The organism is Caloramator sp. E03 (genome assembly GCF_006016075.1).
GTDB lineage: Bacteria > Bacillota > Clostridia > Clostridiales > Caloramatoraceae > Caloramator_B.
In genome coordinates this window covers 1-26916 of the sequence record NZ_CP040093.1, presented here as the reverse complement: position 1 = coordinate 26916, position 26916 = coordinate 1, and the positions used below count along the sequence as shown (strand labels likewise).

At 29.7% G+C, this 26916-nt stretch carries 25 protein-coding genes and 2 pseudogenes; 3 read left to right on the top strand and 24 right to left on the bottom strand.

Annotated elements, in window-relative coordinates; genetic code table 11:
- Positions 1-8: 8 nt before the first annotated feature.
- The 3 genes from recG to FDN13_RS00120 form a co-directional block, all read right to left on the bottom strand.
- A complete protein-coding gene (recG, locus tag FDN13_RS00130; RefSeq protein WP_138978312.1) occupies positions 9-2048 on the bottom strand; it encodes an ATP-dependent DNA helicase RecG in 2040 nt (679 codons plus the stop codon).
- Between the two features lie 84 nt (positions 2049-2132).
- Positions 2133-3779 (bottom strand): DAK2 domain-containing protein, encoded by a 1647-nt coding sequence (locus FDN13_RS00125; protein WP_371414828.1) that lies wholly within the window; start codon positions 3777-3779, stop codon positions 2133-2135.
- Positions 3780-3797: 18 nt separating this feature from the next.
- Positions 3798-4148, bottom strand: a complete 351-nt coding sequence (locus FDN13_RS00120) for an Asp23/Gls24 family envelope stress response protein (RefSeq protein ID WP_138978311.1) — start codon at positions 4146-4148, stop codon at positions 3798-3800.
- Between the two features lie 269 nt (positions 4149-4417).
- On the opposite strand from FDN13_RS00120, the gene rpmB reads away from it, so the two are divergent.
- Positions 4418-4609 carry a 50S ribosomal protein L28 gene (gene rpmB, locus FDN13_RS00115; RefSeq protein WP_138978310.1) on the top strand — a complete coding sequence of 64 codons (192 nt, stop codon included), beginning with the start codon at positions 4418-4420 and terminating at the stop codon, positions 4607-4609.
- A gap of 233 nt (positions 4610-4842) precedes the next feature.
- Here rpmB and FDN13_RS14160 read toward each other — a convergent pair whose 3' ends face one another.
- The 20 genes from FDN13_RS14160 to dapF all read right to left on the bottom strand — a co-directional run bounded on the left by FDN13_RS14160 (position 4843) and on the right by dapF (position 22973).
- On the bottom strand, positions 4843-5004 hold the full coding sequence (locus FDN13_RS14160) for a hypothetical protein (RefSeq protein WP_168190015.1): 162 nt from the start codon (positions 5002-5004) through the stop codon (positions 4843-4845).
- 71 nt (positions 5005-5075) lie between these two features.
- Positions 5076-5711 (bottom strand): thiamine diphosphokinase, encoded by a 636-nt coding sequence (locus FDN13_RS00110; RefSeq protein ID WP_138978309.1) that lies wholly within the window; start codon positions 5709-5711, stop codon positions 5076-5078.
- A 2-nt stretch (positions 5712-5713) separates the two neighbouring features.
- Positions 5714-6367 carry a ribulose-phosphate 3-epimerase gene (gene rpe, locus FDN13_RS00105; RefSeq protein WP_138978308.1) on the bottom strand — a complete coding sequence of 218 codons (654 nt, stop codon included), beginning with the start codon at positions 6365-6367 and terminating at the stop codon, positions 5714-5716.
- Positions 6364-7245 carry a ribosome small subunit-dependent GTPase A gene (gene rsgA, locus FDN13_RS00100; protein WP_138978307.1) on the bottom strand — a complete coding sequence of 294 codons (882 nt, stop codon included), beginning with the start codon at positions 7243-7245 and terminating at the stop codon, positions 6364-6366. Before rsgA ends, rpe begins: the two co-directional genes overlap by 4 nt.
- A 12-nt stretch (positions 7246-7257) precedes the next feature.
- The gene (gene pknB / locus FDN13_RS00095) at positions 7258-8946 is read right to left on the bottom strand and encodes a Stk1 family PASTA domain-containing Ser/Thr kinase (protein WP_138978306.1); all 1689 of its coding nucleotides are present in this window, start codon (positions 8944-8946) and stop codon (positions 7258-7260) included.
- On the bottom strand, positions 8943-9668 hold the full coding sequence (locus FDN13_RS00090) for a Stp1/IreP family PP2C-type Ser/Thr phosphatase (protein ID WP_138978305.1): 726 nt from the start codon (positions 9666-9668) through the stop codon (positions 8943-8945). The genes pknB and FDN13_RS00090 overlap by 4 nt, the downstream gene beginning before the upstream one ends.
- 8 nt (positions 9669-9676) lie before the next feature.
- Positions 9677-10708 (bottom strand): 23S rRNA (adenine(2503)-C(2))-methyltransferase RlmN, encoded by a 1032-nt coding sequence (rlmN, locus tag FDN13_RS00085; RefSeq protein WP_138978304.1) that lies wholly within the window; start codon positions 10706-10708, stop codon positions 9677-9679.
- Between the two features lie 5 nt (positions 10709-10713).
- A complete protein-coding gene (rsmB, locus tag FDN13_RS00080) occupies positions 10714-12054 on the bottom strand; it encodes a 16S rRNA (cytosine(967)-C(5))-methyltransferase RsmB (protein WP_138978303.1) in 1341 nt (446 codons plus the stop codon).
- Positions 12055-12063: 9 nt separating this feature from the next.
- Positions 12064-12747, bottom strand: a complete 684-nt coding sequence (locus FDN13_RS00075) for a zinc metallopeptidase (RefSeq protein WP_138978302.1) — start codon at positions 12745-12747, stop codon at positions 12064-12066.
- Positions 12748-12756: 9 nt separating this feature from the next.
- Positions 12757-13683, bottom strand: coding sequence for a methionyl-tRNA formyltransferase (gene fmt / locus FDN13_RS00070; protein ID WP_138978301.1), 927 nt, complete (start codon positions 13681-13683; stop codon positions 12757-12759).
- Position 13684: 1 nt separating this feature from the next.
- Complete coding sequence (def, locus tag FDN13_RS00065; protein ID WP_138978300.1) at positions 13685-14140, bottom strand: peptide deformylase; 456 nt, start codon at positions 14138-14140, stop codon at positions 13685-13687.
- Between the two features lie 11 nt (positions 14141-14151).
- Positions 14152-16566: a primosomal protein N' gene (gene priA, locus FDN13_RS00060; protein ID WP_138978299.1), complete on the bottom strand. Its 2415-nt coding sequence runs from the start codon at positions 16564-16566 to the stop codon at positions 14152-14154.
- Positions 16567-16608: 42 nt separating this feature from the next.
- Positions 16609-17808 (bottom strand): bifunctional phosphopantothenoylcysteine decarboxylase/phosphopantothenate--cysteine ligase CoaBC, encoded by a 1200-nt coding sequence (gene coaBC / locus FDN13_RS00055; RefSeq protein ID WP_138978298.1) that lies wholly within the window; start codon positions 17806-17808, stop codon positions 16609-16611.
- 9 nt (positions 17809-17817) lie between these two features.
- A complete protein-coding gene (gene rpoZ, locus FDN13_RS00050) occupies positions 17818-18036 on the bottom strand; it encodes a DNA-directed RNA polymerase subunit omega (protein ID WP_138978297.1) in 219 nt (72 codons plus the stop codon).
- Positions 18029-18655, bottom strand: coding sequence for a guanylate kinase (gmk, locus tag FDN13_RS00045; RefSeq protein ID WP_138978296.1), 627 nt, complete (start codon positions 18653-18655; stop codon positions 18029-18031). Before gmk ends, rpoZ begins: the two co-directional genes overlap by 8 nt.
- A 13-nt stretch (positions 18656-18668) precedes the next feature.
- Positions 18669-18947 (bottom strand): extracellular matrix/biofilm regulator RemA, encoded by a 279-nt coding sequence (gene remA / locus FDN13_RS00040; protein ID WP_138978295.1) that lies wholly within the window; start codon positions 18945-18947, stop codon positions 18669-18671.
- Positions 18948-18959: 12 nt separating this feature from the next.
- Positions 18960-19838, bottom strand: coding sequence for a YicC/YloC family endoribonuclease (locus FDN13_RS00035; protein WP_138978294.1), 879 nt, complete (start codon positions 19836-19838; stop codon positions 18960-18962).
- 141 nt (positions 19839-19979) lie between these two features.
- A complete protein-coding gene (locus FDN13_RS00030) occupies positions 19980-21137 on the bottom strand; it encodes an LL-diaminopimelate aminotransferase (RefSeq protein WP_138978293.1) in 1158 nt (385 codons plus the stop codon).
- Positions 21138-21198: 61 nt separating this feature from the next.
- Positions 21199-22077, bottom strand: a complete 879-nt coding sequence (locus FDN13_RS00025; RefSeq protein WP_138978292.1) for a carboxypeptidase-like regulatory domain-containing protein — start codon at positions 22075-22077, stop codon at positions 21199-21201.
- 65 nt (positions 22078-22142) lie between these two features.
- Entirely contained in the window at positions 22143-22973 is an 831-nt protein-coding gene (dapF, locus tag FDN13_RS00020; RefSeq protein WP_138978291.1) for a diaminopimelate epimerase, read from the bottom strand.
- Positions 22974-23049: 76 nt separating this feature from the next.
- On the opposite strand from dapF, the pseudogene FDN13_RS00015 reads away from it, so the two are divergent.
- A pseudogene (locus tag FDN13_RS00015) lies at positions 23050-24585 on the top strand (Rqc2 family fibronectin-binding protein); the annotation flags it as partial.
- A gap of 87 nt (positions 24586-24672) precedes the next feature.
- A pseudogene (locus FDN13_RS14645) lies at positions 24673-25372 on the top strand (Rqc2 family fibronectin-binding protein); the annotation flags it as partial.
- Between the two features lie 186 nt (positions 25373-25558).
- Here the strand turns inward: FDN13_RS14645 and FDN13_RS00005 are convergent.
- Positions 25559-26692, bottom strand: a complete 1134-nt coding sequence (locus tag FDN13_RS00005; protein WP_243120233.1) for an ISL3 family transposase — start codon at positions 26690-26692, stop codon at positions 25559-25561.
- Positions 26693-26916: the final 224 nt, after the last annotated feature.

Below are 26916 nucleotides of genomic sequence, written 5' to 3'. Positions count from 1 at the left end.
AAATAAATTTAATTAAAAGTTATATCATTAAATTTATCATTAAACTTATTATCAACTTCCTTTACTAAATTCTCATAATCCTTATTATAAATTAAATTATTCTCAATTATTTTTTTTGCAACATCCCTTGTTTGCTTTAAAAGTTCAATGTCTTTTATGGGATCAGCTAACTTTAACTCTGGAAGCCCATGCTGTCTTGTGCCAAAGAATTCACCTGTACCTCTAAGTTCCATATCCTTTTCAGCTATAATAAAACCATCACTTGTTTTTGTCATTATGTTCATACGTTCTTTAGCATCATCAGTTTTAGCTTCTGATATGAGAATACAGTAGGATTTATAACTTCCTCTTCCAACTCTACCCCTTAGCTGATGTAACTGCGCAAGTCCAAACCTTTCAGCATTCTCTATTACTATTATTGTGGCGTTAGGAACATTTATTCCAACTTCTATTACTGTAGTGGATACAAGTATGTCTATCTCTTTATTTTTAAACTTTTGCATAACCAAATCTTTATCTGAAGAATTCATTTTTCCATGAAGAAGTCCTATCTTAAACTCTTTAAAATACATTTCTTGAAGCTTTTTTGAAGTTTCAACAGCAGATTCTGCTTCAAGTTTTTCTGATTCTTCAACAAGAGGACAAACAATATAGGCCTGTCTTCCATTTCTTATTTCCTTTTTTACAAAATCATAAACCTTATCTCTCATTGAAGGTCTTACGAAATAAGTGTCAACTTTTTGTCTTCCAGCAGGCAACTCGTTTATTATTGAAATATCCATATCACCATACATAAAAAGAGCTAAAGTTCTTGGAATTGGAGTTGCAGTCATAACAAGTACATGTGGATTATGTCCTTTATTTATAAGCTCTCCCCTTTGTCTTACTCCAAATCTATGCTGTTCGTCAGTTACGACAAGTGCAAGATTTTTAAATTCAACATTTTCTTGTATTAATGCATGGGTTCCTACAACGATATCAATTTCTCCCTGTTTTATCTTTTCTAATATTTCATCCTTTTGTTTTTTTGAAGTACTTCCGCATAAAAGAGCAATTTTTATTTGCCATTTTTTTAATAAAGATTCTAAAGATAAAAAATGTTGTTGTGCAAGTATTTCAGTTGGAGCCATTAATGCACCTTGATATCCATTCATTGCACAATTAAATAAAGCAGTAATTGCAACAATTGTTTTACCTGATCCAACATCCCCTTGCACTAATCTATTCATAGGTTTTGATTTTTTCATATCAATTAGTATCTCTCTAATTGTTTTAGATTGAGCATTTGTCAACTGAAAGGGAAGTGAATCCTTATATTCTTTCATTTCTTTACTAACAGGTATTGAATATGCATTTTCCATATTTTCAAATCGTTTCTTTGCCATAAAAATCCCTAATTGGAGAACAAGTAATTCCTCAAACTTAATTCTTTTTATACTTTCACTTAATATGTTAAAGTCTTTGGGATTATGTATATTTAAAATAGCACTTTTTATATCATAAAGTCCTAAGGATTTTCTTAAACTTTCAGGTAAAATATCAATTATTACTTTATCTATATATTTAAGACATTCATTAATAATTTTTTTAATAACCTTTTGAGAAAGATATTTGTTACTTGGATATATAGGATTAATTCCAAGTTTTAAATCATCAATATCCCTTTCATATTGTGGATCTATTATCTGCACTTCACCCATTTTTCTTGAAATTTTTCCATATAGAAAAACTTTCTGCCCTACTTTAAAATTGTTCTTTATATAGGGCTGATTAAACCAAACTCCAACTATATAGCCAGTTTCATTTTTAAATACAATTCGGTTTATATACATACCGTTATTTGCTCTTTTTGAAGGATATATTATTGACACCTCTGCAATTATTGAGGCTATATCTCCATCACAAAGTTCATAGATTGGCTTTATATTTCTTCTGTCTTCATAGCATCTTGGGAAAAAAAATATTGCATCTTTAACGCTATATATACCAAGTAAATTTAAGTATTTTAAGGTCTTTTCCCCTACTCCTTTAATATTTTTTATATCCATTAATATCACCTAAACAAAAAGTTCGAATATAATTTAAATTACATTCGAACTAATTATAACACATATTTATATTCATTTCATTTATTATTCTACAGATATAACATAATAATATAAAGGCTGACCTCCATAATTTATGCTTACATCACAATTATTGAATTTTTCTTTAACATAATCACTTATCTCATTAGTATCTTTTTCCTCAAGACCATTTCCATAGAATATAGTAATAAGCTCACTATTCTCATCAACCATCTCATCTAATACTTCTTTTGTTATTTGATTTATATCTTCTCCTGATTTTATAAGCTTACCATTGAAAATTCCAAGTATATTTCCTTCCTTAATGTCAACATCATTAAACACTGTATCTCTTACTGCATAAGTAATTTGACCAGTTTTCACCTTCGATATTGCCTTTAGCATTTCCTGTTCATTTTCTTTAACATCAATATCAGGATTAAAAGTCACAACTGCTGTTATACCTTGAGGAATACTTTTTGTAGGAATAACAATTACATTCTTATTGCTTACATCCCTTGCTTGTTGTGCTGCCATTACTATATTCCCATTATTCGGTAGAATGAAAATATTCTTTGCGTTTATAGAATTTATTGCTTCAAGAATATTTTGTGTGCTTGGATTCATAGTCTGTCCGCCTTCAATTACAATATCTACTCCAAGATCTTTAAATATACTCGTTATTCCATCACCAGCAGCAACAGTTATAATTCCATACTCTTTTTCTTCTTCTTTTACAGGTTCAATAACGTTTAATTTTTTTTCTTCCTCATCTTCTATAAGACTTCTGTGTTGTTCCTTCATGTTATCTATTTTAATTTTTGATAGTTCTCCTAACTTTACAGCTTCCTCAAGTATTATTCCTGGGTTATTGGTATGTATGTGTACCTTAATAAGGTTTTCCATACCAACAACAACTATAGAATCTCCATAAGATGAAATTCTATCTTTAAAACTATTGTAATTTACTGCATTACCTGTTTTAATAAAAAATTCTGTACAATAGCCAAACTTTATATTTCCTATATCTTCAACTTTTTCAACATCAAGTTTTGTAACCTTGTTTGAAACTTCGAAGGTATCAGGTGAAATTACTTCACCTTGAAACCACTTTAATATCCCACTATATATAACAACTAACCCTTTTCCTCCTGCATCAACAACTCCTGCTTGTTTCAAAACTGGAAGCATATCAGGGGTTTTATTAAGAGTTAATACAGCTTGATCATAAACTTTTTTCATAAAGTTTAAAAAGTCTACTTCATTTTTTGCAATTTCAATTGCTTTATCTGCAGATTCCCTTGCAACAGTTAATATCGTTCCTTCCGTTGGTTTCATAACGGCTCTATAAGCAGTATTAGCACCCTCTTTAAGTGCAAGGGCAAAATCCTTAGTAGTTAAATTAGCTTTATTTTTCAAATATTTAGAAAACCCTCTTAATATCTGTGATAATATAACTCCTGAGTTTCCTCTCGCTCCCATTAAAGAACCCATCGAGGCAGCATTAACTACAGTTTGAACAGAAATATTTTTTAATTTTTTTATCTCTTCAACTGCAGATAACATAGTAGCTGACATATTAGTTCCAGTATCTCCATCTGGTACGGGAAATACATTCAAGGAATTAACCATATCCTTGTTTCTTTCAAGTTCATAAGCTCCATTTAATAGCATCTCTTTTAGTATTTGTCCATCAATAATAGTATATTTCAAAGTTAGTACCTCCCTGCATTAAACTCTGATTCCCTGAATGTAGACTGTAACATTCAACACTTTAATACCAGTTAAGCTTTCAACTGTATATTTTACTTTTTGAATGATATTATTAGCAATTACCGAAATTTTTGTACCGTATTCAACTATTATATAGAGTTCAACTATAATACCTTCATCATTTGATATTATCTTTACACCTTTACTTAAATTTTCTCTCTTTAAAAGCTCCCATAGACCATCTGTTGCTCTTTTAGATGCCATTCCAACTACTCCGTAACATTCCATAGTAGCAGCGCCGGCGATATTTGCCAGAACCTCATCGGAGTACTCAACATACCCATAATCATTATTTAACTTTATTGACATCTCAAAACCTCCTAAAAAAATATTGAACATCGCCGATTAATAATAAATTCTTTGCTTTAATTTTATATTAAACGATAAATTTCTTCAAGATGATATTTATACGTATTGTAAAGCAATTATACTTTACAATACGTAAATTATTATATATAATAATTGTGTATTCCCTTTATACCTAATAATATTGTTGCAATCCTAAAATACATCTGATAAAATATAGTTTGTTTAAATGTGGTAATTCTGTTTGTCTTAAGCATAGGAGGTGTTACATTATGTCAAGAAGATGTGAAATATGTGAAAAAGGTTTAACTTTCGGGATTCAATACAGCCACTCACATCGTAAAACAAACAGGACTTGGGCTCCAAATCTAAAAAAAGTAAAAGCTATAGTTGATGGTGCCCCAAAGCGTATATATGTATGCACAAGATGCTTACGCTCTGGAAAGGTTCAACGTGCTCTTTAATTTATGTAAATAAAAAAATGTGCTATTTAGCACATTTTTTTATTTACAGTAACAATACCATGAGATATAAATCAGTGCAATACCTACAAATGCTATCCATAACTTGACTGGAAGGATAATGACAAGTATTATGCCAATACCCAAAAAACCAATAGCCAAAATTAAACTTTTATTTCTGCATAATCTATATAAAAAACTTTTTTTTCTATGCCCCATACCCACAACCCCTAAAATTAATATTTATAATAAATATTTATTCCAAGTACAATTAAAACTAATCCTATTAATGCAAACCATACCCAATACGGGAGCCATACAGCAAGAAGTACTATGCCTGAAAGGATTAAAATAAATGCACATATTATATTAGTCTTATAGAACTTTTGCTTAGACATAACAATCCTCCTATGACATATATATAATTATATTATGAAAGTAATATTAATTTTGTCATAGGAATGTTAAATTATATTTCACTTTGCTTTATAACCAATATCTCACCTGAACTTATTTTTATTTTACATATATCGTCTGTCATAACATTTGAAATACCTGTAGGATATCCAAACTTAATAGTATCATCTTTAAGTGAATATTGTAATCCTTCAGTCGTAATTCCTTTTGCATCGCCACCAAAGGGGATTATTGACACCAAATCACCTTTTTTACCTTTTAAGATTAAAATATCATTACAAATATATACGGTTTGATTTTCTGAAATTATACATCCATCTGCTCCAAAGGATTTTATAATATGTAAAAGGCCTATATTCCCAAGGCTATGATCAATTCTGCTACCTATTCCCGCAAAAATTATGATCTCATTGCATTTTTCCTCAAGGGCTTTGTATACACAAAGTTCAGTATCTGTAAAGTCTTTATTTTGGGGATATTTTTCTATTTTTACCTTCTTAAGTTTAAAATATTCTAATATATCATTATTAATAGAATCAAAATCACCTATAAGATAATGGGGGAGAATTCCGCATTTATATGCATATTCTGCCCCACCGTCTGCACATATTACAGTATCAAATGAAGGAAGCAATTCCTTTAAATAATTTACATCACCTATACCATGGGCAATTATTAAAGCTCTCATCTTTATGCTCCTAACCTCTTAAATTCTTCTATAGTCTTACTTATGTTATCACTATAAAATACTGCTGAACCTGCAACAATAATATTGGCACCTGCATTAACCACATCTTTTACATTATTAAGATTAATTCCGCCATCTACTTCAATATCAATTTTTAATTTATTTTCATCAATAATCTTTCTTAATTTTTTAATTTTATTAAGAGTACTTTCTATAAACTTTTGTCCTCCAAATCCAGGGTTAACGCTCATTAAAAGCACCATATCAACATCTTCAAGTATATATTCGATAGTTTCAATTGGTGTTGCAGGATTTAGTACTACTCCTGCCTTTGCTCCTGATGATTTTATATTTTGTATAGTTCTATGCAAGTGTCTACATGCTTCAACATGTACTGAAATTATATCAGCACCAGCATCTATAAATTGCTGAATATAATTATCTGGATTTTCAATCATCAAATGAACATCAAAAATAAGATTGCTTTTTTTTCTTATGGATTCAACTACTAAAGGACCAATTGTAATATTAGGAACAAAATGCCCATCCATTATATCTATATGCAGTAAGTCTGCACCAGCATCTTCAACTTTTTTAATTTCCTCATATAATTTTCCAAAATCAGCTGATAATATTGATGGAGCTAATTTTATCATCTTTTCATCCTCCTGCTACTTTGAAGTTCTTGTAATATTTCAATATAGGTATTGTATCTTTCAAAAGGTATAATACCTTCTTTAACTGCTTGTTTAATAATGCAATCAGTTTCTTTGTAGTGCATACATGATGTAAATTTACACTTTCCAATATAATCTTTAAATTCTTTAAATGCATACTGAAGTTCATCTGCTTTAATAAAGTCAAGATCAAGGCTTGAAAAACCTGGAGTATCTACAACATAAGTATCATAATCAATATCGATAATCTCTGCATGCCTTGTGGTATGCCTACCCCTACTTATTCTTTCACTTACATCTTGTGTTTCCATCTTAACTTTATTTTGTATTTTATTAAATAAAGTTGACTTGCCAACACCTGAGGGACCTGCGAAAACAGATACCTTACCTCTTAATATTTCTTTAAGCTTATCTATACCTTCTCCTGTTAATGCATTTGTTGTAATTACCTTATATCCAACTTTTTCATAAATGCTCTTAACTTTTTCAATTATTTGGCTATCATCAAGATCAGACTTATTAATACATATAACAGCTTCGATATTATTATGTTCTATCTGTATTAAAAGCTTATCAAGCAATGAAAAAACAATATGAGGTTTTTTAGCAGCAAAAACTACAATAGCCTGATCTATATTAGCAACATAAGGTCTTATTAGTAAATTTTTTCTGTCCATTATTTCTTTAATCACACCACTGTTATTGTCTATCTCTTCAATAAAAACTCTGTCTCCAATAACCGGTGTTAAATTACAATTCCTAAATTTACCTCTTGCCTTACATTCAATTGTTCTTCCATCCTTTACTTTTACATAATAAAATCCCGCAATGCCTTTTAATATAATACCTTCCTGCATACATTCCTCCTTTTATTGTCCAGTTTCAGTTTGCTGTGTATTTTGGTTATCATTATTAGCTGTGTTTAATTTATTTACAGTTATATTAATAATTGTTCCTTCTTTAACCTGAATATTTTGTGCAACATCTTGATCAATAACTACACCATCGGGATAATTATTATCTTCACTGTAACTTATAGTTCCAAGATTAAGATTTGCTTTTTTAAGTTCATTTATTGCATTATCAAGGCTTTTACCTAACAAGGACGGTACAGTAACAAGTTTAAGCTCTGGTCCATCGCTTATAACTATATTTATCTCTGTTCCTTCTTGAACCATAGTTCCCTTTTCAGGGCTTTGGCTTATTATCAAATCCTTTTGAACTGTATCACTATTTTTTCTTTCTATTATTCCTATTTTTAAGCCATTTTTTTTAATTAAAGACTCAGCTGTAATTAAATCCATATTTGCTAAATCAGGTACTTTAACTTGATTTGGGCCAGTACTTATAACAACTCTAACTGTGGAATTCTGCTTAACAGTAGTGTTCTCATCAGGGTATACTCTTATAACCTGTCCTGCAGGTTTTTTATCACTAACTCTATTAGCAACCTCCATAAAAAGCTTTCTACTCTCTAATACCTTCTTTGCTTCTTCCTCACTCAATCCTATAATTGAAGGTACTTTAACATCCTTAACTATAAAATATTTATTATATGCATAAACCAAAAAAGCCGCCGTTAAAATTAATATCAATGTAGTCATTATTACATATATTAATTTACCTTTTTTCTTTTTTCTATTATTTTCATTTAATGCACTGTTTATTTCGTTTATGCCTATTATTTTAGTCGCGTCTTCTTCATTTTCATTATAAAACAAAGGTATATTGGGGTTTTCTTGTGCCTTAGCTATGTCATCCAGCATTTCCTTAGCATTTTGATAACGTTTTGCTACATTCTTTTCCATAGCTTTTAAAACTATATCGTTAACAGCTTTTGGAATACTATCATCTATCTCTAAAGGGGTAATTAAGTTTTCTTCTATATGCTTAATAGCAATAGAAATAGGACTATCAGCATCATAAGGAAGTCTACCTGTAAGCATTTCATACATTACAACTCCTAAGGAATATATATCAGTTCTATGATCTGTATAACTTCCCCTTGCCTGTTCTGGAGATAAATAGTGAACTGATCCTAATATTTTATCCGTATTAGTTATAGTAGTGTTTGTTGATGCTCTTGCTATTCCAAAATCTGCAACTTTAACTATCTTATCCTCAGTTATTAATATGTTGTGAGGTTTTATGTCCCTATGAACTACTCCATTTTTATGAGCATGTTCAAGAGCAAGAGCTATTTGATTTATTATTTTTAGAGTTTCCCTAAATCCAATTTTTCCATTTCTTTTTATATATTCCTTTAGAGTTTGACCTTGAACATATTCCATTACAATATAATATATTCCATCTTCTTCTCCTACATCATATACACTTACTATGTTAGGATGAGATAAACTTGCTGCCGATAAGGATTCTCTTTTAAACTTTTTTACAAACTCCTCATCTGATGTAAACTCCGGCTTTAATATTTTAACAGCAACATATCTATTTAAAAGCTGACATCTTGCCTTATAGACAAGAGCCATGCCTCCTTCTCCTATCTTTTCTATGATTATATATCTTTTGCCAAGTACCTTACCAATTAAATTGGTCATTGCTCATCCCCCCTCTTGGCAACAATTACTGATATATTATCACTACCTCCTCTTTCGTTAGCAATATTTATAAAATAATCAACTGAACTTAATCCATGCTCCAATACAATATCTCTTATCTCATCATTATTTAAGTAACATGTTAGCCCATCTGTACAAAGTAATATATAATCATCTATAGAAAAAGCTTCATGCTTTGTATCTACAACAACGTATTCTTCAATTCCAATTGCCCTTGTAATTAAATTCCTTTGGGGATGAGCTAATGCCTCATTTTCAGTAATACTTCCCATTTTAACAAGCTCTTGTACATAAGAATGATCTTCAGTTATTTTTTTAATCTCATTTTTATTTATTACGTATGCTCTACTATCACCAACATGTCCAAAATATAAATCTGAACCATATATAAGACAGCAGGTTATAGTTGTACCCATTCCAATATATTCATTATTTTCCTGTGACTTTTCATAAACTATTTTATTTGCATTTAGTACAGCATCCCTTACAAGTTCTTCAATATCTTCATATTTATTAAAGTTTTCTGCTACAAAGTCCCTAATGCCTATAGATGCAAGTTTACTCGCAACCTCACCAGCATTATGTCCACCCATACCATCCGCAACAATAATTAACGAATATTTATTAGTTCTAAAAACTGTAATATAATCTTCATTGACATCTCTTATTTTACCTTTATCTGTTCTACACTCTATTAGCATAAGATCACCTACTTATTTTTTTGAATAAACCTTCTTCTAAGCTGTCCACATGCAGCATTTATATCACTTCCCATTTCTCTTCTTACAGTAGTTTCGATACCATTTTTTAATAATATATTTTTGAAAATATTAACCTTATCCATATCCGGCTTTATAAATTCCCTCTCATCAACTTTATTCAGTGGTATAAGGTTAACATGACAGAGCATTCCTTTGAGCTTTTTTGAAAGTTCCAAAGCATTTTCTTCTGAATCGTTTATTTCATTTATAAGAGCATATTCAAAGGTAATCCTTCTGTTTGTACGTTTAATATAATATTTACAAGCGTCTAAAAGCTCTTCCATACTGTATCTATTTGCTATGGGCATTATTTTTTTTCTAATTTCATCATTAGGTGCATGAAGAGAAATAGCAAGGGTTATCTGAAGGTTTAAATCAGCAAGCATTTTGATTTGAGGAACAAGTCCACATGTTGAAATAGTTATGTGCCTCATTCCTATATTAATTCCATTTGGGTCATTAATTATATTTAAAAATTTAATTACATTTTCATAATTATCAAAGGGCTCTCCTGTACCCATAAGAACTACATTAGATATTTTTTCTTTGATATCATTTTGAAGGGTTAAAACCTGTCCGAACATTTCCCCAGCAGTTAAATTCCTAATTTTACCTCCTATAGTTGAGGCACAAAAACTACATCCCATGCTGCAACCTACTTGTGTTGAAATACATATAGTATTTCCAAAGGTATACTTCATCAAAACACATTCTATAAAATTTTCATCTTTAAGACGCATAATGTACTTAGTTGTTCCGTCAATATTTGATGTATATTTTTCTTCTATTACCATATTACATATATAACCTTCATTTTTCAACTTTTCTTTAAGCCCTTTATTTATGTTTATGATATCATCAAAAGAATTAACTCCTTTATGTATCCATTGAAATATCTGTTTTGCTCTAAACTTTGGCTCATTAATTTTTATTATATAGTTTTCTAATTCTTTATAAGTAAAGTCTCTAAAATCAATCATATTTTTCACCATTTTCTTATGAGTTTTGCAATAAAAAATCCATCACAATTATTTAAATTAGGATAAAGTTTAACAAAACCATTTTTGCAACTATCATTCTTAAATTCCAATGGTAAATAGCTACATATGTCTTTTAATTCATAGTTATTATTATTTTTTAAAAAATCATCTATAACTTCTTCATTTTCTTCCCTTGTTATTGTACACGTACTATATAATAGTACACCATTAACCTTAACATACCTTGCTGCATTATTAAGTATGTTTTTTTGAATTTTAATTAACTGTTTTATATCATCTTCATTTGTATTCCACCTTATCTCAGGCTTTTTTCTTATGAGCCCAAGTCCGCTACAGGGTGCATCGATTAATACCCTATCCCCTTTTTGCTCTAAATCTTTATAATACAAAGTACTATCCCTCAGCTGTGTCTTAATAATATCAATGCCTAATCTTTTAGCATTCTCATTTACAAGTTTTAATTTATGATCGTAAATATCAAAAGCAAGTATCTCACCTTTATTTTCCATAAGCTGTGCTATATGGGTTGATTTACCTCCTGGGGCACTACATAAATCTATGATTGTTTCAAAGGGCTTTGGATCAAGTATTTTAGTTGCAAGCATTGAAGCTTCATCCTGTATTATAAAATAACCTTTACTAAATTCCTCTGATTTTTCTATATTGCTATATCCTTTAAGGATAAGAGATTCATCAAGCCTACCCTCATATACTTCAACTTTTTTAGATCTTAATGCGTTTGTAAGTTCTTTTTTTGAAATTTTCAAGCTGTTTACTCTTATTGTAAGATCAGAAGGCGTATTATTTTTATTCATAAGTTCGATTGCAAAATCTTCACCAGTTTCTTTTATTACTCTTTTAACAAACCATTCGGGATGAGAATATTGTATAGAAAGCTTTTTAAATTTATCCTTAACATCGATGTTATTAAATTCATCTTTATTTCTTAAAATGTTTCTTAAAATTGCATTTGTAAAGGATGCAGCTTTAGGTACTTTATATTTAACAATCTCAACTGATTGATCTACCGCTGCAAATTCAGGTACTCTATCCATAAAAAATATTTGATAAACTGCTATCCTTATTGAATTTAAAACCCAATTGGGTATATTGTTAATTCCTTTCTTAGCAAATTTGCTTATTAAATAGTCAATTTTAAGTTTCCATCTTATTGTGCCATACAGTATTTCAGTAGAAAAAGTTCTATCTATTGTGCTTAAATCATATTTCTTAAAATAATAATTCAATTTTATATTGGAATATGATTTTTTCTCATCTATATCGCATAAAGTTTTTACTGCGATTAATCTTGCTTTATCCTCCATAAAATCCTCCTAATCTCTGTCCCTTGCAATTAAAAGAAGCCTTATAAGCTGTGATATTGCAACAAATACTGCTGCAACATAAGTCAAAGCAGCTGCATCTAATACTTTCTTTGCACCTTCTACTTCTCCTTCATATAAAATGCCAACGTATTTTAGCTGTTTTAGCGCCCTTGAGCTTGCATTAAATTCTACTGGGAGTGTAATAACTTGAAACAAAACAACAGCTGCAAATAGCCATATTCCTAAATATACAAGGTTCATCCACCTTATAACAAGCCCAAGAATGACTAATATCCATGAAAGATTAGAACCTAAATTTGCAACAGGAACCAATGCATTTCTAATTGCAATAGGAACATATCCTTCATGATGTTGTATAGCATGACCTGCTTCATGAGCAGCTACTCCAATAGATGCAATTGAATCTCCATAATATACATCCCTTGAAAGCCTAAGTACCCTTGATGAAGGATCGTAATGGTCTGTTAGTCTTCCTGGTATAACTTCAATAGAAATATCATAAAGCCCATTACTATTTAAAACTCTTCTTGCAGCTTCAGCACCTGATATCCCTTTTAGTGAATGAACTCTAAGATATTTACTAAAAACACTTTGGATTTTCCCTTGAGCATAAAAAGTTAATAAAAGTGCAGGAATAAGTATTATAAAAGTAGGATCAAAACCATAAAACATATTCTCACCTCATTTAACTATTTTACCTTTTTCAATTTCATGCCCATTAATATATGATAATACATCCATACGCTTACCTCCTATTTCCTGGAGCTCTTTTATAATAATTGCACCTTTTTTGCAAGCTATCTTTATACCTTCCTGGTTTACATCTAATATTTTCCCTGGTATATCACATATATCTTCAATTTTAATTGCTTCCCATATTTTTATCATTTTATCATCATAGAAAAAATATGCTCCAGGCCAAGGTATTACTCCCCTTATAAGATTGTAGACATTATATGAATCATTATTCCAATCAATATGACCAAGCTCCTTATTTAGCATTGGCGCATAACTGGATTTTGAATCATCCTGCTTTTCTGGTACAATCATATTATTTTCCAGCATTTCTAAAGTTTTTATTAATAATTCTGCTCCAATTCCCATAAGCCTATCATGAAGCTCTCCAGCTGTTTCATTCTCTCCAATTTCAACTGTCTCTTTAAGAAGCATATCTCCTGTATCAAGCCCTACATCCATTTTCATAGTAGTAATTCCTGTATATTTATATCCTCGAATAATTGCCCAATTAATAGGTGCTGCACCTCTAAGTTCTGGAAGAAGAGAAGCATGAACATTTATACATCCATATTTGGGTATATCCAATATGTCCTTTGGAAGTATTTGTCCAAATGCAACAACAACTATAGCATCAGGAGAAATGTCTTTAATTATTTGTAAACTTTCTTTATCTCCCTTTAATTTTGCAGGCTGATATACTGGTATATCATATTTAAGTGCTGTTTCTTTAACAGGTGACATTTGCAATTTTTGTCCTCTACCTTTAGGCCTATCTGGTTGAGTAAAAACTGCAAGAACTTCATGTTTTTCATTTAGCATTTCAAGCGTAGGTACTGCAAAATCAGGGGTTCCCATGAATATTATTTTCATTTTAAATCATCCCCCCATCCTTTTTAACTTTATCTATAAATAAAATACCATCAAGGTGATCAATTTCATGACATAATGCCCTTGCAAAAAAATCTTCTCCTTCAACTTTTATTTCTTCCCCATTTTCATTTAAAGCTTTTACTATAACTTTTTTAGGCCTTTCAACGTTATCCCTAACATCTGGTACGCTAAGGCATCCTTCTACATCTATTTGTAATCCTTCAGAATATATTATCTCTGGGTTTATAAGTTTTACAGGTCCCTGCCCTATATCAACCACAACAACTCTTTTTAAAATTCCAACTTGTGGTGCAGCAAGACCTACTCCGTTAGCATGATACATAGTTTCAAGCATATCATCTAATAAGATTCTTATTCTATCATCTATTTTATCTACTCTTCTGCTTTTTTTTCTTAAAACCTCATCGTTTATTTTTCTAATTTCCCTCAAAGCCATGCAAATCACTCCTAAATCATATTATATGAATTAATATCTAAAGTATAATAAATTTTAGTATTTATTGTATAAAAATTTAATCTGTTATCTAATTCATCATATATATCAAAAACATTTCCCTTTATAATTATATGCCATCTATAGGATTTTTTTATTTTATATAAATGGCATGGAGCAGGCCCTATAACTTCTACTCTTTTACCTTCTGCAATAGTTTTCAATTCTCCTTTTATTTTTTGTGCAAATTCTATAAGTTCCTGCTCATTTTCTGAAGTTAAAAGAACATAAAGCATATCAGAAAAAGGAGGATAATTTAACATTTTTCTTATTATAATTTCTTTATTATAAAATCCTACATAATCATGTGTACTTGCATAGGAAATACTATAATGCTGTGGGTCATAAGTTTGTACAATAACTCTGCCAGTTTTCTCTCCTCTTCCAGCTCTACCTGAAACCTGGCAAATCAGTTGAAAAGTTCTTTCTGCTGCTCTAAAATCTGGTATGTTAAGATTTGTATCCGCAGCAATAACTCCTACTAAAGTAACATTTTTAAAATCCATTCCTTTTGTTATCATCTGGGTTCCGATTAATATATCTGCTTTGTTATTTTTAAATTCATTGTATATCCTTTCGTGGTCGCCTTTGTTTTTTGTTGTATCAACATCCATTCTCAAAATCCTTGCATTTGGAAAGTATTTTTTTAATTCATTTTCTACCTTTTCTGTTCCTGCACCAAAATATTTAATATATTTACTCTTACATTTTGGACAAAGTTTAGGAACCTCATACTCAAACCCACAATAATGACAGTTTAGCTTCCCACTGCTTATATGATATGTTAAAGGAACATCACAGTTCTTACATTTTAATATTAAGCCACATTCTCTGCAGGATATAAATGTTGAATATCCTCTTCTATTTAAAAACAATATAGTTTGCTCATCTTTATTTAAATTTTCATAAATTGAATTATATAGTTCTTTACTAAACATGGATTTATTTCCATTTTTAATTTCTTCTTTCATATCGATAACCGATATTATAGGTAACTTTTTATTGTCTACTCTATTTAAAATCTGAACAAGATTGTATTTACCATTTACTGCATTATAATAGCTTTCCATAGAAGGCGTTGCAGAACCTAATATTAAAAGCCCATTATTCTGGTTAACTATGTATTCAGCAACTTCCCTTGCATGATATTTAGGTGTCATCTCTGATTTATATGAATATTCATGTTCTTCGTCAATTATAATAAGCTTTATATTTTTCAAAGGAGCAAATATTGCAGATCTTGCCCCAACTACTACTTTAACTTCTCCTTTTCTTATTCTTCTCCATTCATCATATCTTTCTCCATCAGATAATCTACTATGAAGTACTGCAACTACATCACCAAATCTTCCCTTAAATCTTTCAACCGTTTGAGGTGTTAATGATATCTCAGGTACAAGAACAACTGCGTCATAGGCCATTTTTATAAATTTCTCAACAATGTTAAGGTATATCTCAGTCTTACCACAGCCGGTAACTCCATGCAAAAGAGATATATTTTGACCTTTTTTGTAATTTTCCATTATATTTTCAATGGCCTTTTTTTGTTCCTCTGTTAGTTCAACTCTTTCATAAAAATAATCATTTTTAACAGGATTTCTATATGTTTCTTTTTCTATTTTTTGAATTAACCCTTTTTTTTCGAGGCTCTTAACAACAGAACTGCTACAACCGCATACTATAGAAATTTCTTTTAATGTTAAAGGTTTATCATTAAGCATTATTACTTTTAAAACTTCACCCTGTTTTTTTAGTTTTTGTGAACAGGTTTCTATAAATTCCTCACATTTCTTTATATCTGTTGGTAAATAAATATCTACTTTTTTTGTATTTATTCTTCCCTTCATAACTCTTTCAATAGATATTATCCCATTACTTTCCATATCATAAAGCAAAGAACGAGGTACTTTATATTTGAGAATGTTACATAATTCTTTATACTCTATTGACTTATAATTCCTTAAAGTTTCAATTATTTTATTGCTATAATTATAGTTTTTATCAGATAAAAAATTTATTATAAGCTTTTCTTGTGCACTTATGCCTGGTGGCATCAAAGTTTTTAAAGCATCTATAAATCTACATCTATATCTTTGTTTTAAAAACATAGCAATTTTAATCATGTTTTCATTAAATATTGGCGATTCATCAAGTATATCAGCTATCTCTTTTAATTTTATATCATTTTCTATTTCTTCCCTTATATCAACTACAATTCCTTCAACATATTTATTCGCATTTCCAAAAGGAACTACAACTCTAAAGCCCTTATTTATCATATTAGAAAGTTTTTCAGGTATTTTATATGTAAATTCTTTGTCTAAAGCTTTAGCCGAATTATCAACTATAACTGATGCGATTTTAGCCATGGCTGACCCCCAAATCATAAATAGTTTATTAAAAAAAGCGCCTTAGCGCTCATTTTTTAATATTAAATTGAATATTTCATGGGCAACTTCTTCCTTTGGCATATTTGGATATTCCGTAATATTACCATGTTTATCAATTATTTTAACTGTATTGTTATCACTACCAAATCCAGACTGCTTCAATGTTACATCATTTGCTACTATATAATCAAGATTTTTCTTCATTATCTTTGCTTTTGCATTTTCAATAAGGTCATTGGTTTCAGCTGCAAATCCTACAACTATTTGATGTTTTTTTATTTTTCCTATCTCATATAAAATATCTTTATTGCGAGTAAGCTCTATATAAAGATCTGCATCGGATTTCTTTATCTTTATATTGCTTTTATTTAAAGGTTTATAATCTGCAACTGCAGCTGATTTTATTAGTATATCTGTACTATCAAAATACTCAAGAACTGCATTGTACATTTCTTCAGCACTATATACATTAACATGTTTTACTCCATAAGGAGCTTTAATATTAACCGGACCAGAGATTAATATAACATCAGCACCTCTATCTCTTGCTGCTTTTGCAATTGCATAGCCCATTTTACCTGTAGAACGGTTTGTGATATATCTAACGGGATCTATATCTTCTCTTGTTGGTCCTGCTGTTATTAGCACTTTTTTACCTTTTAAATCCTTTTTCTTACATAGCAACATATCGGTTAAGTCAACGATACTTTCTGTATCTGCAAGCTTTCCTTTACCAATGGCACCACATGCTAATCTTCCACTTTCAGGTTCAATAAAATAATAGCCTAATGATTTTAAAAAGGCTATATTTTTTTGAACTATTGGATTTTCATACATATTCGTATTCATGGCAGGTGCAATTAATACTGGTGATTTTGTAGCCATTACAGTAGTCGATAACATATCATCAGCAATTCCATTTGCAATTTTGCCGATGATATTTGCAGAAGCAGGTGCAATTAGAAAAGCATCGGCCCTTTCAGCAAGTGAAATATGTCTTATTTCAAATCTCTTAGGCTCTGCAAACATATCAATAGTTACATAATTTTGGCTTAAAGCTTGAAAGCTAAGAGGAGTTACAAATTTGGAAGCTGCTTTAGTCATTATTACATGAACATCTATGTTTTTTTTCTTAAGCTTGCTTACTATATCTAAAGCTTTATATGCTGCTATCCCGCCTGTTACTCCAAGTACAACTGTACTCAATTTTAAACACCTCATAACACAAAACTATTTTATACCTGATTTTATATTTTCATAATGAATCTTACCTTCATTTATTTCATTAATTGCTATAGTTACTGGTTTTGTTGAGTCTATATTTACAAGAGGCTTTTTACCATCGATAATCTGCCTTGCTCTTTTAGCAGTAACAACAACAAGGGAATATCTGTCACTCACCCTATTTAATAATGACATAATTGGTGGATTTATCATAGAATTACTCATTTTTTAATCCCTCCTGTAATTGTGTAAAAATATCAGATTGTTTTATTCTATCAACTCGACATTTTTCTGCAATAATAATACATTCTAGCTTTTTTACAGCCTCATCTAAAACATCATTTGTAACAACATAGTTATATCTTGATATATAGTTTATCTCTTGAAAGGCACATCTAAACCTTTTTAAAAGGGATTCTTCAGTTTCTGAGCCCCTTTTTTTAATCCTATTTTTTAACTCTTCCATTGATGGAGGAAGAATAAAAATAAAAACAGCCTCAGGATATTTTTCCTTTATCTTTAAGGCTCCTTGTATATCTATTTCTAATATTACATCATATCCTTCATTTAAATTTTTATCAACAAAGGATTTAGGAGTCCCATAGAAGTTATCATAGACTTGAGCATATTCAAGAAGCTCATCTTTGTCTATCATTTCTTTAAAGTTTTCATGAGTTACAAAAAAGTAGTTTACTCCATGGACTTCTCCATTTCTTGGCTGACGGGTAGTACAAGAAACAGAAAGTTTGAGCTTGTCATTTCTGCTTAACAAAGTTTTACATAATGTTCCTTTGCCAGCACCAGAGGGACCAGATATTACAATTAACAGCCCTTTATTCCCCATTTTATTCTCCTTCCTATTCATTTTCCTCTTCGCTTAAATCTTCTTCTTCACTCTTTTCAGATAATCTATGAGCTACAGTTTCGGGCTGTACCGCAGATAAGATTATGTGATCACTATCTGTTATAATAACAGCTCTTGTTCTTCTTCCATAAGTTGCATCTATTAGCATACCTCTATCCCTTGCTTCTTGTATTATCCTTTTTATAGGTGCAGATTCAGGGCTTACAATTGCAATAAGTCTATTTGCAGATACTATATTACCAAAACCAATATTTATAAGTTTTATTGCCATAATATAACCTCCTTATTCAATATTTTGAATTTGTTCACGAATCTTTTCAAGTTCACTTTTTATATCAACAACGATATTGGTTATATACAAATCATTCGTTTTTGATCCTATTGTGTTTGTTTCTCTATTCATTTCCTGTATCAAAAAGTCAAGTTTTCTGCCAATAGGCTCTAAACTATTGAGAGAACTTGCAAATTGATCAAGATGGCTATATAGCCTTACTGTCTCTTCTGTAATATTAACTTTATCAGAAAAAAACGCAACTTCATTTAGAAGTCTTGATTCATCTATATCTATATCTTTTAGATATTCTTCTATTCTCTGCTTGATTTTCATCCTATATTCTTCAACAACATCTATAGAGCGATCCTCTATTTTTTTTACCAAACTTTTTATATAGTTGATTCGTTCAATTATATCTTTGCTTAATTTTACGCCTTCCTTTGCCCTCATGTCAATAAGCATACTTAAAGCAGCATCAAGAGCAACTCTTAGTGTATTCCAAACTTCTGAAAGATCTTCATCTTTTTTTTCAACTGTAATTATATCAGGAAACCTTGAAAAAAGTGAAACTGATATATCATCAATTAGATTAAATTTCTCCTTTAAGAATATGAAGGAATTATAATATGCCCTTGCAACTTGCTCATCTACGTTTATTTTTATATCGTCATCTTTAAATTTATCTTGGGTTATAAATATATCTATTTTCCCTCTTGATATCCTTGAAGATACAAATTTTCTAATATTATCTTCTAATGCATTCATCTGCTTTGGGAGCCTTATATTTATATCGAGGTACCTGTTATTTACCGATTTTATTTCAACTGTAAAACTTCTCCCATCACTTTCAAAGCTTCCCCTTCCATATCCCGTCATACTCTTTATCATTAAATCACCTGCCAAAACATAAAATAATTTATTATTCTAATATAATATATTATTTTTTAATTCTTTCTCATTATACCTAATTATTACATAGTTTTTCAAGATATATTTAATCTTAAATGTACTCAAAAATTAAAAAAGCCCTTAGGGCTTTATAGTAACTATTCTATCCATTGCTTCTTTTAACTTACTTAAATCAATAGTCAAAGAAATTCTGCAATACCCTTCACCATATATTCCAAAAGCGCTACCTGGAGTTATTAAAACACCTGCTTCTTTTAATATTTTCTCACTATATTCAACAGAACTATATTCTTTTGGTACTTTAAACCATACATAAAAAGTTCCTTCAGAATCATAAACATGAATACCTTTTTTCCTTAGCTTTTCTACAACAATAATTCTTCTTTCTTTATATATATCATTAATATATTTAGTAAAATTATCTCCTGTATTTAAAGCTAAAGCTCCAACCTGTTGAATTGCGTTAAATTGTCCTGAATCAAAGTTTGTTTTAATTACCATCAATTTATTTAATATTTCACTACATCCAACAGCATAACCTAATCTCCAACCTGTCATATTAAAGCTTTTAGATAAAGATCCAAACTCTATAGCTATTTCTTTAGCTCTTGGAATTTGAAGTATACTAATCGGCTTTTTGTTTTTATAAATATCAAGATAAGCACCATCATTTACTATTGCAATATCGTTATTAAGTCCAAATTCAATAAGCTCATTATAAAATTCTTCATTTGCTAACGCTCCTGTTGGATTGTTGGGATAATTAACAACTAGTAATTTAGCCTTTCTTGCCACTTGCTTATCTATTTCATTTATATCTGGTATAAAATTATTCTCTTCATAGAGAGGCATTCTATAAATTTCACAACCTGCAATTAAAGCAGCAGCTTGATACACTGGATAAGATGGATCAGGCAATAAAACATAATCCTTTGGATCTGTTAAAGCAAGAAACAAATGTGCAATGCCTTCCTTTGAACCAATAAGTGCAACAACCTCTGTATTATAGTCAAGTTCTACATTGTATTTTTTCTTATAATAATTAGAAACAGCAACTTTAAACTCTTCTATCCCTCTATAAGGAGGATACCTAAAATTATCTTTGATTTTTAGAAATTCAACCATTGAATCTACAATAAACTTAGGAGTTGGTATATCAGGATCTCCAATACCTAAATCTATAATCTCAATTCCTTTTTGTTTTAAATCTTTTTTTATATTATCAAATTTTGAAAAAATATAGTGTGGTATTTTTTCAATCCTATAGCATTTTTTCAATATAATTCCCTCCAGATAATCATCTCAAAATCATATTATTCTGGAGGGGAATTATATGTTACTAATTATATGAACTTAATAATTTTTCTATCCAACTGTCTTTTGGCTGTACTATTTCATAATTATAATTTTTACCATCTGACTTTTTCAATTTTAAATTTATAGTATTATTTTTATCATTGTTAATTTGAGCTCTAAGTACTACCTTTGTGGCATATCCATCTTTATAAGCTATAACTGTAACTTCTCCATAGTCTTTTAATACAGGATAATTTATTCTGCTTGAATTGTCAAAGGGGACATCTACTTCAACAATTCCTTTTTTATTTGTACTAGAAGAAAGCTTTGCTTCTGGGATTACAATTTTAACCCCTTCAATAGGTTTACTTGATTCATCCGTAACTGTAATTTTATATTTAATCATGTTTTCAGTTTTAATTCCTTCACCTTCGAATCTTTCGTAGGCTTTTATTATGTTTTCAATATAATTAACATCAGGCAAATTGCAATTTGTTGTTGCTTTTTTATTTTTTGATAATTGAATTTTGGCAACTGAGGTTGAGTTTCCTGGATATAAGTTGTAATCAACTTCAAGATGCTTTCCATATCCCTCTTTAACAGCCACAATATTAACTAAGCCACAATTCATCCTATTTGCAACTTCATCAGTGTATTTTGAAAAATAGTCTTTATTTATTTCGACATCAATTTCAGGAGTTTTTCCCATATCATCTGTTGTATATACCGTATTATCTCCAACAATATATACTTTTGCATCTTTAATAGGAGCATTAGTTTGCTTGTCTAACACAACTACAATCATTTTTTGCTTCCCAGGAATTTCCGTAACTACATTAGTTGAACTGGATTTTTTTAGGCATCCAACAGTAACAATTACTAAAGCTATAATAGTAATCAATGCAATAAGCCTAAATTTCAATTACATCCCCCCATATATTTACTCTTTTATATATTTATTTGAGGGGAAATAAAAATATTACTTTATCATAAAATATTTAAATAAACTCCTTCACATATAAACTGTGCAGGACCTTCCATTATTATATTGTCATCTTCATAGTAAACTTTTAAATCTCCTGCAAAAAGCTTTGCAGTTACATTTTTATCAGTCTTATTATTTATATAACAGGCAACAGCGCTTGCACAGGTTCCTGTGCCACAAGCTAATGTCATACCTGCCCCTCTCTCCCATGTTCTAACCTTTATCGTATTATAATCAATTATTTGAACAAAATTAACATTTGTTCTTTTAGGGAATATTTCTAAATTTTCTATAATCTTACCAACTTCTATTACTTCCTTTTCATCAATTTCATCAACATATACTACCGTATGAGGTACACCTAATAGAAGAGTTGTTAAATTATATTTTTTATTATTAATTTCAATTTCATAGTTTTTATTATCCATATCACTATTAAAAGGTATTTTACTTTTTTCAAAGCAAGGAATACCCATATCAACTTTTACGCTTAAAACTTTATTATCTTTTACATCTAATTTAACATTCTTTATTCCTGCACCTGTTTCTATATTGAAGTTTTCTTTATTTACTATATTTTTTTCATAAACATATTTAGCAAAGCATCTTATTCCATTGCCACACATTTCAGCGTTGCTCCCGTCTGAGTTTATAATTCTCATTTTAATATCAGCTACATCTGATTTTTCAACAATAAGTATTCCATCCGCTCCTATTCCTAAATGTCTGTCACAGCACTTCTTTGCTAATTGATTCCAATCGATTGATAGGCTTAAAATATTATCATATACTATAAAATCATTTCCTAAACCATGCATTTTTGAAAAAAACATTTTAATCATCCCTGTCCTTTCATATTTTTTTAATTAGTGTTATACTTTTAATCATAAAAGCTTTGGAGGTGTAATTATGCCCTTAGATGGAGTATTTTTAAATGCAATTGTTAAAGAGCTTTCAACTGTTATAAATGGTAAAATTGATAAAATTCATCAGCCTTCAGACTTTGAAAGTATTTTTATTATAAAAAAAGATAGAAAAACTTTTAAATTATTATTGTGTGCAAACCCAAGTTTTCCAAGAGTACATATTACTGAGCAAAACTATGAAAATCCTATAACTCCCCCTTTATTTTGTATGACATTAAGAAAATATTTAAACGGAGCTAAAATAGTTGATATATATCAAATAAACTTTGACAGGATTATTGAATTTAAAATCGAAGGCAAAGATGAACTAGGATATCCTATTATATACTATCTTGTTATTGAGATAATGGGTAAGCATAGCAATATAATATTACTAAATGAAAAAAAATATGTTATTGATAGTATAAAACGAATTGGAAGTGAAGTAAATAGGTATAGACAAATTTTACCTAATGTTGAATATATTCAACCTCCTGTTGGAGAAAAGGTAAATCCTTTAGACCAAAGAGAGGAAGATATAAAAAATATTTTATCAAATTTTAATTTCGATAAGCCTTTATACAAATTTTTTACTGATAGCTTCCTTGGTTTTAGTAAAACATTATCCTTTGAAATTTGTGGCGATATGGCAAATATAAAGATTAAAGATTTATCAAGTAATCAAAAAGAATATATTGTTTATAACTTCTTTTATTATTTAGCTAAAATAAAAAGCAATGAATTTAAATATACAATATTTTATGATGGAACTTCAATGATTGATTATTATATTTTTGAGCTAAGAGAATATAACAACTTGAAAATTGAATACTACGATTCACCAAGTAAAGTACTTGACACTTTTTATGGTAATAAGGACTTAAAGGATAGCTTAAAACAAAAATATAGTACACTTTTTAAACTTGTATCTAATTTCATTGAAAGGACTGAGAAAAAAATTCAAATTTATAGAGAGAAAATTGAGGAATGTAAAAATTACGAAATATATAAAATATATGGTGATATATTGATGGCAAATCAGTATTATATAGATCTTAATTCAGATAAGGTTGAACTTCAAAACTTTTATGATCCAGAACTTAAAAATATAATTATACCAATAAATACCGATCTTTCAATAGTACAAAATGCTCAAAACTATTATAAAAAATATAACAAAGAAAAGAGCACCTTAGAGATTAGTAATAAATTGCTCAAAGAATGCATTGAAGAAAAGGAGTACCTTGATTCTATACTTTATAATCTTGAAAATGCTTCAGACATAGACACAATAGAAGAAATAAAATCAGAGCTTTATGAACAAGGATATATAAAAAGAAAAAACACTAAACAGAAAAAAGCTTCTCCCCATCATTTTAAATCAAGTGATGGATTCGATATATACGTTGGTAAAAATAATATCCAAAACGATTACTTAACTACAAAGTTTGCAGTAGGAAGCGATATATGGATGCATGTTAAGAACATTCCTGGTTCTCATGTCATTTATAAAATCCAAAACGGAAATGTTTCTGATACTGCACTCCTTGAAGGTGCTCTTTTTATAGAGTTAAAATTGAGGAATGTAAAAATTACGAAATATATAAAAATATATGGTGATATATTGATGGCAAATCAGTATTATATAGATCTTAATTCAGATAAGGTTGAACTTCAAAACTTTTATGATCCAGAACTTAAAAATATAATTATACCAATAAATACCGATCTTTCAATAGTACAAAATGCTCAAAACTATTATAAAAAATATAACAAAGAAAAGAGCACCTTAGAGATTAGTAATAAATTGCTCAAAGAATGCATTGAAGAAAAGGAGTACCTTGATTCTATACTTTATAATCTTGAAAATGCTTCAGACATAGACACAATAGAAGAAATAAAATCAGAGCTTTATGAACAAGGATATATAAGAAAAAGAAAAAACACTAAACAGAAAAAAGCTTCTCCCCATCATTTTAAATCAAGTGATGGATTCGATATATACGTTGGTAAAAAATAATATCCAAAACGATTACTTAACTACAAAGTTTGCAGTAGGAAGCGATATATGGATGCATGTTAAGAACATTCCTGGTTCTCATGTCATTATAAAATCCAAAAACGGAAATGTTTCTGATACTGCACTCCTTGAAGGTGCTCTTTTAGCTGCTTTTTTCAGTAAAGCCAAACATTCTTCTAACGTTCCTGTAGATTATACAGAGAAAAAGAACGTTAAAAAGCCTTCTGGTGCAAAACCTGGTATGGTAGTCTATTTTACAAATAAAACTATATATGTTACTCCTGAAGAAAGTAAAATAAAAAAAATTAACATTAGTATAATCATAGGTTCTATGTCAATAGTTGGGGTGGGCATTTTATTCAAATGCCTGCCCTTGCTAATTTTCAAGAAGTTTTAACGAATTAAAGAAAGTGAATCAAAAATTCTCTAAAAATGGGCATAACAAAAAGACCAAACTAATGTTGGTTTTTGAAAAATAGAGTACAGTAATCAATTACTTGCAACAATGCAGAATTCTATTTCTAAACCTGTTAAAATTTCTGAACCCAAACGCATTTCTTTTAATAACTTTAATCTTGTTGTTAAAACCTTCAACACATCCATTCGTATAAGGAACATCAAAGGAATTAACTATTTCCTTAAACCACCTGCTTAAAGTTTCTGCACATGAAATATATTCTTTTATACCGCTTTTTCTTGCTATCTCAATCCATTCCTTTAGTAATATTTTTGCTTCAGAAGCAGACCTTGCATCTGAAATTTTGTAAAAGGATTCCTTAAGGTAATGGGCATGTCTTAATTCATCATTGTATAAAAGCATAATTTCAAGTTGTCTCTTAGAGTCTTCATCTAAGGAATCTTTTCTAGCAAGAATGAGTTTTCGACTTTTTTTGTAATATCGCCTTAGTTTCTTATCCATATTCTTTTGAATGCGCTTTCTAACGTTTTCTATAGCCCAGGTGTTGTAGCGCATAAAGTGGAACTTATCTATGATGATAGTTGCATTTTTAAAGTATGTTTTAGCAATGTCAGCATATTGACTCCACATATCAATAACTACATATTTTACCTTATCCCTGTTTTTAAAATTTCTAAAGTAATCCGAAAGGATATGAAATCGTCTATCTTTAATAATATCAATTACTTTATGATTAACAGGATCAACTAATATACAGTGATATTTTGAGCCACCAGAATTACCTTTAAATTCATCAATAGATATAACTTCAGGCAAAGAATACGCAGTATAACTAACAGTATCAAAAATGCGTTTTACAGTATGGGTGGAAACATTGGCTTTTAAGGAAACATGCTTCATGCTATTAACATTAGATAGTTCGTTAATTATGAAGAAAGATAAGCGGTTTGTCATTCTATGATAGCGTGGAAGAAAATCTAGCTTTTCATAAAAGCGCTTACCGCATTCTGAGCATACTAATCTCCTTTTTCTAAGAATGATAAAAGTTTTTTTAAACTGAATGGGTACATCTTTAATTCTTTGTTTTCTGTAATCATGAACTTTAGATGTAGTATAGCCACAAACTGGACAAACATGTGGTTTCTTTTTAGTTTCAACAAATATCTCAATAAAATCATCTTTATTAACAACGTTTTTTAACAAAAACATCTTTTAAGTTTAGTAAATTGTTGATAAAATTATACTTAAGCACTTTATTGGATCCTCCTTTCTAAATTTTGTTTTGGGTTAATTTTATTTTAGCAAAAGTTGGCATCTGAATAAAGTGCTTTTTTCTGATTTAAATCATGACCACCCGTAAAAACGGGTGGTTTGCATAGCCTATAAGGGCTATATTACTGGCTGTGTCCTAAAGACACGCTGAATTGTCCGCC